Here is a 7,928-nt window from a genome sequence, read left to right on the forward strand (position 1 = left end):
AAAGGCTTCCAATTGCTTGGAAGCCTTTTAATATAATGGTACCCGGAGCCGGACTTGAACCGGCACGCTATTACTAGCGAGGGATTTTAAATCCCTTGTGTCTACCAATTTCACCACCCGGGCAAAACTTGTATTATCTAATTAGTAAGCTTTCTACTTGTTAGATAGTGGTCGCTATTATAAGCATTTACATTAATAAAGCAAGCTAAAATTAATATAAATCCTAATAAATTTTAACCTAAATAATTGGAGGCTGAGGTCGGAATCGAACCGGCGTTAACGGAGTTGCAGTCCGCTGCATGACCACTCTGCCACCCAGCCAATCAAGGACGCCTATATTAGCAAATATAATTTAAATTACAAGCCCTTTTTGATATAAAGATCGATTATTTATCATGTTGGCTATATTTAGCACTATATTAGGTTAAAACTTATGCCAAATTTAGCCGCTACACGATACTTTTATTATTATCTACAGCCTTTTTTACATCTTTATAAGTTGCGGTACAAATAAGTATCAGTACACCTAGCGTGATTGCTGGCCAAATTAAGATATAAAGCCCATAAAAAAATGTGGTTTCCATATTAACTCCTTTATTTTATTTAAAATGAGTGATGCCTCCATCAAGTGATTAAAAACGGTAATCAAAGCATCGATAATATATAAATCTAGTTTTGTACATTGGTTGTCGGCGCTATGCTGGCTTTTTGGTCATAATCGCCAACACGCTGCTGAATAAGATTAAAGTCAAAACGCTCGTTACTCATGAGGCTAATAATGATGCAAACGACCGTACTGGCACCATAAGCGGTCAGTGAGGCAAGCAGCACCATATATTGACGTAAGAAACCGGTGGCAAATACCAGCATCAATAATAGTGTCAGAGCAGCAGCTGCCAGACCCATTTTTCGACCTAAAAAGCCAAATACCATGAGGCCAATCACTACAGCAGCACCGACACTTGCGAGTATTTCAAAAAAGAGCGCTGTCATACCAGAAATAGGTAGGAGCTCAAAGCGTGCCACACAGAACAGTATTAATCCAACGATGACAGCTGAGGTAAAGGCTGTGTTGGTGACTCGATCCCAAAACACACTGGCAATCACAGGGAAGACAATCGCACCCCATAATGCACCGACGAAAACCAGCATCACGAGAATATCAAGCTTAAAGCTGGCAAAAATCAAACCAGCAGCTGTAGCGACAATCATGGTGCCACGCCCAACAAGCATCATGGTTTTCGGGTTGACACCGCCTTTTTTGGCAATGTTTTTACCATAAATATCAGCCATCATGATGGCTGATAGTGCTGATAAATCTGAATCAGCGGTTGAGGATAGGGCGCCAATAACCAAGATAAAGAAAAGGGCGATAAATACCGGATGTAGGTAAGTACTCACCATCTGCGGAATCAGGTTATTCATATTGCCATTAAGCGGCTCAATACCTATGGTTAACGCCATCAGTCCAATCATACCAAGACCAATCACAATGCCAGCATAGCCAACGGTAGCGGTAATAAAAGTCGCTTTAATCTTGCTTTTATCAATGGCAAATAAGCGTTGAGTAATGGTCTGATTACCAATAGCGTAAGCCAATACCGCGACAAAATAGGGCGCACCTTGCTGGAAAAAGGCTTCAGATGAAAAAAAGTCTTGTTGCTGTAGGGTGAGATTTGAGAGACCACTGACCACGACAGACGGACCACCCATCGAGAATAGTACCGCTGGGATAATAATGACCCCAATGGCCATTAAAGCGACCAGTTGAGCAAAATCGGTAAAGACGGAAGCACGAAATCCAGACGTTAAGGTGTAGCTTAGCACCCCGACGCCGGCGATAATCACCCCTGTTTGAAATGATAGTGGCGACAAGACTGACACCAATGCGCCAGCAGCGGTGAAATTGACCATCAAGCTAATTAAGCTGCCCATAAGGTTAGATATGGCTAAAATTAATTGGCTTGATGACCCGTGGCGGGCGTGAATAAGTTCGCCCAAAGTATGCCCATTTGGCGCAAGCTCACGAAAGCGCATGCCAAACGGATAGATGAATAAAATCATCAAGGCACCCCAAAACCCGTAGTGTATCGGTCCTGAGACGCCATATTTATAGCCGGAGGTGGCAGCGGCATAAAAAGACGCTGCCCAAATCCAAGTAGCGGTCATACTGGCAGCGCCCATGCCAAAACCGACATTATGTCCGGCGACCATAAAACCCGACGTCGTCTCCTCATCCTTTTTTATTAATAACGACAGCAGGTACGTACCGCCATAAAACGTTAGCAATAGTAAAATAATGGTTAATGTTGAAAATTGGAACAATGACTCAGTTTTCAAATTCCTACCTCGCAATTGTTATAAGTAAAAGGTAAATTAAAAATACGCCTTCCAACTATTAAGTATGCAAAACAGATTTACCTAACCGATCAGTCAATCATATGAAATAAGCGACAAGCGACAAGCGCCATCGTCACAAGAAACGTATAGGTTTTAAGTAATCTGCTACTGTATGGCCTTACAACATATATAAAATACGATGGCGAAAACCACAGGGGCAAGGCTAAATATGCGTCTGTAAATGGGTAAACCATTACGCTACAGCGAATGCCTATATGATAATAGCTGGTTGCTGATATAAGCTTGTAGATAAGCATTCATCAGTCAAAATACGGATGAGCATTAAGCCAAACTGCTTGACTTATGCTAGGTTTAGATAGCGTGTATCAGGTGTAGTTAACCATGATGAGAGCATTTTTCACTCAATGATGGTCTTATACACATAATCCGTAATCGTGCTGACAGGTAAGATATAACTGATATATTCTTCCTGACACACGTAGCATTGATAATTAAAACTACAGCCATGTTAAATACTAGTAACATGTTTGTGCCTTAAGACTAACCTATTCTGTCCCCAATCACAAATTTTGTGGTCAATTTTTAAATAACGATAGATAAAACTGACCATTAAAAAGGTAAGTAAACGAATAAGAGATATCTTAAAAAGTGAATTTTAATCGGAATATTTAGGTCACTAGTATGCTTACAGATGAAGGGAGCAATGAAGGAAACAATGAGTGGGCAGGGGATAGGCAGGGAGTGAGCGGTTTTAAGAGTCGTTATAAGATGTGTAGTAAGTCACGCGATTATCACGTAAAAATCCTGCCAGCCCCAAGCCATAGCGTTCAGCAATACGTACCGCTGTACTGGTCGGTGCAGACATGCCAATCAGCCAAGTTATACGGCTACGAATGGATTTTTGGACCAGCTCAATTGATAGCCGGGAAGTCATCAGCACATAATTAACCTCTGCCTTATGACGCAATTGCCATCCAATGAGCTTATCAAGGGCGTTATGGCGCCCCACATCCTCAAATAAGTATAATTGCTGCTCATAGAGGGTGGCAGCAGCATGGACAGCTCCTGTCAGCTGGTGAGTATGCTGCGCTTCATTGACTTGTGCTTGAATGTTTAATAACTCATCAAGCGTAGGCACTGCTATGCTGAGAGGGTGCTTAGTCTTAATATAAGTGCTTAAATCGGGCAGTGCTTGCGTAAGTCCTGTAATACCGCACATACCGCATCCTGTACGTCCTGCCAACTGGCGCCTTTGTGCTTGGATACGCTGATGACAGCGCTGGTTTAGCACCAGCTCAACCACATAGACATCATAGTCTTGCAACTGCTCTGAGAGCGTATGCAAGCTTATAGGCTCATCAGTTATATGATGGGTAAGTGAGTCTTCAATAAAGTTATCTTGGCTAGAAGAGGCGGGCATAAAATTTTGATAGCTTTTAACGTCTGTTAATTGGGTCACATCCCAATCTAGTAAGTCATGACTGTGCTGTATGAGACCTTCACTGTATAAGAAACCAATGGCAAGATACTCAAGCTGATAAGGACTGGCCATCAAAACCGCATAATGAATACCATTAATGACGATGGCTATAGCTGCCTCAACGGCTAACATTGTTGACTTGATGTCAATATCTATCGGCGCCGTTTTTTTAGCAGCCGCGCAACAGCTATCTGATGTATAGCTATGCTTATATGCCATATGTAGCCGTGATAAGGGGGCGTCTTTCGTAAGGCTATCTTCTACAGTTAAGTGAGGTTTGTTTGCCATTATGGGTATTTGCTCGCCTGTATTATCAATAAAATAAAGTATCTGGTATCAAGACAACTATTAGACGGCTGTTGCCATACTGCCTTGTTCAAGACGCTCTAATACCACGGTAACCGATTTATAAGCCGGCGTTTTAGAGTCTGGTGCATGATTATCTAAGTCAAGCAGGTCATTACATTCTGGATAGTAGGTTGCCACGGCATTGGCAGCGATGTCCATCTCTGTGAGTATTAAAGGTCCTAATGTGCGTTTATTATTCTGACTGTCTTGGCGCGATACCATAACCTGATCACCATTTTGCCAACCCATACGACTAATTTCATCTGGATGCATAAAGAGTACGTCACGACGATTCGTCTGCCGGTAGCGATCTTTGAAACCGAAGATCATGGTATTAAATTGATCATGACTACGCACACTAGTTAGTTGCCACACGTTTTGCTCTGTAGGCTGGTGCTTACTGAAGGTTTGACTGTCGACAGAGTTATTTTGATCATTGGATGTTGCTTGCGCCATTTGGGTGGCGATATAGGTAATCGGGTATTGCGGTACCTCAAACTGTGCTTTGCCACTATCGGTATTCCAAACGCGATGGCGCGCCGCATGATACAGATGAAAACCACGCTCAGCAGCACGAATACGCTGGTTAAAATTCTCAAATCCTTCGATTGCTTGCGCAATATAATCACGAACCACATCAAAGTCGGTGCTCATGGCCTGCCAAGGAATTGAGGATTCAGGTTTAAGTACATGAGTTGCCATATCTGCGACGATTTGTGCCTCCGACTTTAGCGTATCACTGATAGGCTTTAGGTGACCTCTAGTCGCTACAACTTGACACATAGAATCTTCAATAGTGGCAAACTGCTCACCTTTTGCCGTGATAAGGCGCTCAGTACGACCCAAGCAGGGCAGGATAAGGTTGTTTTTACTCGGATATAGCATGGTTTCATTAAGCTTGGTAGCGACAAAGACATTGAGCTGTGTAGAGGTAAGAGCAGCTTGAATAGCACTTTTATCGGGTGCAGCAACTGCGTAGTTGCCGCCCATACTAACAAAGGCTTTGATATCGCCTTTTATTAATGCTTTGGCTCCCGTGACCACATCAAGCCCATCTTCTTGCGGCATCGGCTGCTTAAAAACGCGCTCAAGGCTATCCAATAAGCTTTGTTTAGGGCGCTCATGAATACCCATGGTGCGATCACCCTGTACATTAGAGTGCCCACGTACAGGTGATGCGCCCGCGCCATCGATACCAATCATGCCCATCAGCAACAGCAAATTGGTAATCATAGCGACATTATCTTCGCCCTGTACATGTTGGGTGATGCCCATGCCCCATGTACAAATGGTCGCCGGACTCTCAGCGACGAGCTTAGCAAGGTTAATAATCTCGGCTTTACTAATGCCGCAGCCAAGCTCGATATCTGTCCAAGACTGCTGACGTAACCAAGTATCTAAAGCGTCATAACCTGAGGTATGCTGCTCAATAAAACTATGGTTTATTTTATTGTTTTTGGTAAGCCATTTAGCCATACCAGTCAATAAAGCGGCATCGCCACCGATTTGAATTTGAATGACCTCATCGACCATCTTATCACTTTGACCTGCTGCCATATGAGAAGGTTTTTGCGGATTTCTAAACTTGCTTAGACCTTGCTCACGCATGGGGTTAATAGAGACAATGCGGCAGCCTTGCTTATGAGCATGGGCGAGCATCTCAAGCATACGCGGATGATTGGTCGCAGGATTTTGTCCAAACATCAGAATCAATTTAGCCTGCTCAAAATCTTCCAATATCACGGTTGCTTTACCGATGCCCAGCTGTTTACCGAGCATCACTGACGTTGGCTCATGACACATGTTTGAGCAATCAGGTAGGTTATTAGTGCCAAAACAGCGGACAAACAGCTGAAACATAAAAGCTGGCTCGTTGGTCACGCGTCCTGAAGTATAAAATAAGGTTTCATCTGGTGAATCAAGCTGTTTTAGTTGTTCAGCGATACGCTCATAAGCCGCTTGCCAAGAAATCGGCAAATAGCGGTCTTGAGCGGCATCATAATAGAGTGGTTCTGATAAGCGACCGCTATGCTCAAGCTCATAGCCTGACCAGCATTGTAGAGCAGTAACCGTATGTTGCGCAAAAAAGGATGCATCTGCACGTTGGTTCATGGTTTCACTGGCAATCACTTTGATACCGTTTTCACAGACATCGATAGCCTTATGGGTCTTATGGTCAGGCCACGCACAGCCCGGACAATCAAAGCCGTCTTTTGGCTGATTGCTGCCAAAAACGCTGATACTGCCGCGCAAAAAAGCCTTATAATCCATTAAAGTACGCGTAGAGACAATCAGAGCAGGCCAACCAGCCGCAGGGTGCATATAAACAGGGATTTTGCGCATGATAAACCTCATAAGCGAGCGGTAATAGATAGATAACTGCTATTTCATTAAGAGTAGACATATAAATGCCTACTATATAATGGCTAATAACAAAGTGGCACTATCATTACCTATCACTAACAAAAACCTCAAAGCAAATGATGCATTTGAGGTTTTTCTATTTTATAAATCAGCATGACTAACGTGTTATCAGGCTAGTGCATTTAATAACGGGCATCTTTAGGTTTGTTACCGTTTGGCCAGTCGTTTACTTTGCCAGCAAAGTCGGGACGCGGTTGATGGGTAAAAAATTCAGCGACATCGATGGCATCTTGATCGCTCAGCACGTTACCATGACCCCATAAGCCTTTGGTTTGAATGCCCATCGGCATATTGTACTTAACAAAAGCCGCGGCTTTATAGGTACGCGCCAACCCAGCGCCAATGTTAAAGGATTCATCGCCCCATAATGGCGGAAAGACGATATCGCCGCGACTGTCTTTCATGCCTTCGCCGTTATCACCATGACAGGTGGCGCATTGTACTTGGTAGATTTTTTCACCGCGTACAGGATTGCCAACCAAGGATTCATCCACTTTACCAGCGTTTTGGATATCGACCTTTTGCTCTTTTGGCGTGTTTTGGGATAGCCATTTCATATAGGCCAACATTGCTAGCATTTCAGGGGATTCAGGTTTTAATGGTTTGCCATTCATTGAGCGCTGGAAACAGCCGTTAATGCGTTTGGTCAAATCGACTTCTTTACCCGCACGTGGCATTACGCGCGGATAGAAGTTATAACTGTTGATATAGGGGTCGCCAAGCGGGATTTTACCTTGCGAGATATGACAGCTATTACAGTTCATTTGCGCGCCGACGTGCTCAGGTAATAAGCGCTTGGTTTCGTTTAATAAGCGTTTGCCATAAAAAATCTCATCAGCGTTTGGCTCATCCAAGATAGCCGTATCTTGCGGCAGCACATAGGTACCAACATCTTTGTTGGCATCATCAGCAGTAACTAAGCCATATTTAGGCGCATTCTGCTCGATAGGCTCGGGCTTTGAGCAACCGCTACTGATAGTGGCGATACTAACCACTGAAGCAGTCAGAACAGCAGTAGTTAGTTTGCTTATTTTCATTTTCTGAGAGATAACGCTAACAATAGCAGGCAGGTGGTGTGGAGAGTTTTTCATTATTTTGCTCCTTTTGTTTGCGCATCAATACTTAAGTCTGGGGCAATATCGGTACTGGTTTTTGGTTTTTTAGCGAGGAAAGCACGCATTTTTACCACATCATCGACATCTATTTCAGGCGCTTGGTTGGTCCAGCTATTACGTACATAGTTGACCACTTCTGCCACATCGGCATCACTTAGGTTAGTGAATTCAGGCATGGTAAAGGCCATGCGGTCGTGCGG

General features: G+C 43.6%; 6 protein-coding genes and 2 tRNA genes. All 8 read right to left on the minus strand.

What is annotated here, in order from left to right:
• Window positions 1–36: 36 nt before the first annotated feature.
• Window positions 37–123, minus strand: a tRNA-Leu gene (locus ABYU67_RS11335).
• A gap of 124 nt (window positions 124–247) precedes the next feature.
• A tRNA-Cys gene (locus ABYU67_RS11340) sits at window positions 248–321 on the minus strand.
• Between the two features lie 128 nt (window positions 322–449).
• Window positions 450–584, minus strand: a complete 135-nt coding sequence (locus ABYU67_RS11345; protein WP_223145329.1) for a putative transporter small subunit — start codon at window positions 582–584, stop codon at window positions 450–452.
• A gap of 85 nt (window positions 585–669) precedes the next feature.
• On the minus strand, window positions 670–2,325 hold the full coding sequence (locus tag ABYU67_RS11350; protein WP_372845276.1) for a sodium:solute symporter family protein: 1,656 nt from the start codon (window positions 2,323–2,325) through the stop codon (window positions 670–672).
• A gap of 787 nt (window positions 2,326–3,112) precedes the next feature.
• Complete coding sequence (locus ABYU67_RS11355) at window positions 3,113–4,129, minus strand: formate dehydrogenase accessory sulfurtransferase FdhD (protein ID WP_372845268.1); 1,017 nt, start codon at window positions 4,127–4,129, stop codon at window positions 3,113–3,115.
• A 60-nt stretch (window positions 4,130–4,189) separates the two neighbouring features.
• A complete protein-coding gene (locus tag ABYU67_RS11360; protein WP_372845270.1) occupies window positions 4,190–6,532 on the minus strand; it encodes an FdhF/YdeP family oxidoreductase in 2,343 nt (780 codons plus the stop codon).
• Window positions 6,533–6,735: 203 nt separating this feature from the next.
• Window positions 6,736–7,704 (minus strand): c-type cytochrome, encoded by a 969-nt coding sequence (locus ABYU67_RS11365; RefSeq protein WP_372845272.1) that lies wholly within the window; start codon window positions 7,702–7,704, stop codon window positions 6,736–6,738.
• Window positions 7,704–7,928, minus strand: a 225-nt coding sequence (locus tag ABYU67_RS11370; protein WP_372845274.1) for a cytochrome c, incomplete at its 5' end; no start/stop codon positions are given. The genes ABYU67_RS11370 and ABYU67_RS11365, both read right to left, overlap by 1 nt.

The organism is Psychrobacter sp. (assembly GCF_041554015.1).
Taxonomy (GTDB): Bacteria; Pseudomonadota; Gammaproteobacteria; order Pseudomonadales; family Moraxellaceae; genus Psychrobacter.